At 51.4% G+C, this 1,841-nt stretch carries 2 protein-coding genes; one reads left to right on the top strand and one right to left on the bottom strand.

All coding sequences use genetic code 11. The features are described 5' to 3' along the window. On the top strand, positions 1–808 hold an 808-nt coding region (locus VB081_RS09700), incomplete at its 5' end, for a M24 family metallopeptidase (RefSeq protein ID WP_323400621.1). On the opposite strand, the gene VB081_RS09695 is transcribed toward VB081_RS09700, so the two are convergent. Next, the gene (locus tag VB081_RS09695; RefSeq protein WP_323400620.1) at positions 805–1,755 is read right to left on the bottom strand and encodes an AraC family transcriptional regulator; all 951 of its coding nucleotides are present in this window, start codon (positions 1,753–1,755) and stop codon (positions 805–807) included. The genes VB081_RS09700 and VB081_RS09695 overlap by 4 nt on opposite strands. Positions 1,756–1,841 lie beyond the last annotated feature (86 nt).

Raw genomic sequence — 1,841 nt, 5'->3', positions numbered from 1 at the left:
TGCCATCAAATACAACAAGTCGGCGCTGGAGTTGAAGCTGACAAAAGAAGCGGCTCTGATCACGGATGTGATGCTCGAAGGAATGCTGAGCGTACTTTCGCCGGGCATGTATGAAACCCAGGTCGCCGCGTGGGGCGCGTTGATCGCGCACGAGCTGGGCGTGGAAGAACTTGCTTATCCGGTGATGGTGACCTCCGGAAAAAACAACTGGACGCTTGTGGGAAAAGCCTCTAACCGGATAATCGGGGAGGGGGACATCGTACATGTGGGCGCGGGCGCAAAACGCGACGGACTGAGCGGCTCTACCCGTATGTCCGTGATGTGCGTGAAGGATGAATCCGGGCTTACGGAAGAATATAAGAAAAACATGGCATTTTTGGAAGATGCGTTCACTTATTCTGTGGATAAATTTGAAGAGATCGCAAAGGAAGACCTAGACGGGCGCGAGCATGAACGCGCGATGGTGGAGTATTATAATGCGCGTGCCGCCGAATTTGTGGGTGTGGACGGCAAGCCCATCGAAAATTTTGCGCGCCTGAAAGGGTATGCGACCATGCATAACACCGGGTATACGGAATGCCAGGAGTTTTATGGTGCGCTGACAGACGACTATACCGGCAAGCTGCCACAGAACATGGCGTTTATGCTGGATGCTGGGTTGCAGGGATTTGACAAAAGCTGGGACGACGTCGTCATGGACTGGGAATATATCGTGATCGAAAAAACGCTTGGTAAGACGGGCAAGGATGTGGAAATGTTCAATCAACTCCCGCTCAACGTGCAGCGTTTTGTTGGCAGAGGATTCTAGCGGCCGAAATAAATATCGTAGGCTTCTTTATCGCCGATAATGATGTACTGATCGTTAAAGGTCTCGCCTGTCCGTTCTGTTTTGCGCCTGACCGCCCGATGCCTTTCGCGGAAGGCGGAAGGCGTGCATCCGTACTCCTCGGCAAAGGCCCGGCACAGGTAGCGGTAGTCGGAAAAACCGCTTTCGATGCAAATATCCAGCTTCTTTTTGTCGGTGTGCAGCAGGAGGTCGACGGCTTTTTCCAGCCGCAGCCGCCGTACATATTGCTGGAAGGACAGGCCGAGATGTTTGCGTATGAAATGGGAGGTGTAGTGCCTGCTCAGACCTTCCTGCCGGGCGACATCGTCTAATGTGATACCGTATGCATAGCGGTCGTGTATGGCATTGGTGATGCGGTCGATACGCTGCAGGTTGCGGTTGTCGGCCATCCTGCGTTCTTCACTGACAACCTCATGGGGCACATGGCAAACGATATGGCGGACCAGGAGGTTGACGAACCCCATGACCTCGAGCTGGTAACATTCCTCTTTGTGGGCAATGCTTCTGAAAATATCCGCAATGTATTTTGAGGTTGTTTTCAGAAGCGTGCTATTGTCCTTCTTTAAGTGCCGGTCATAGAACCTGTACAAGAACAGCTCTGGATAGTAGGACTGAAAATGGCGGAGCGGTATTTGCAGGATCAGGATATCGTTGGCAACGCCTGTCTTTTGAAAGCAATGCAGCTCGTTTGCGTTGACAATAAAAATATCGCCCTGATCGAGCGTGACGCTTTCGTCCTCCATGTGCATGACAACAGGGCCATCTACCACCTGCACAAATTCAAGCTCTTTGTGCCAATGAAAATGCGTCTTTCCCGCGCCGATCACCCGTGTGATATGCGCTTCGATATCAAGGCCGCTGATCAGTTTGACCAACTCATATTCTTTTTTCTGAACAATGTTTGCCATGAATATTCCCCGTTTTTTGAGCGGAAATGCCGCCTGGTATGACCCTTGCCAACGGTCTGTTGTTATGCCTGAGTGTAACACAATTT

It is taken from the genome of Christensenella sp. (assembly GCF_034927525.1).
Classification (GTDB): Bacteria; Bacillota; Clostridia; order Christensenellales; family Christensenellaceae; genus Christensenella.
Note: the sequence above shows the minus strand (reverse complement) of the source record. Positions and strands in the feature narration are given on the sequence as shown.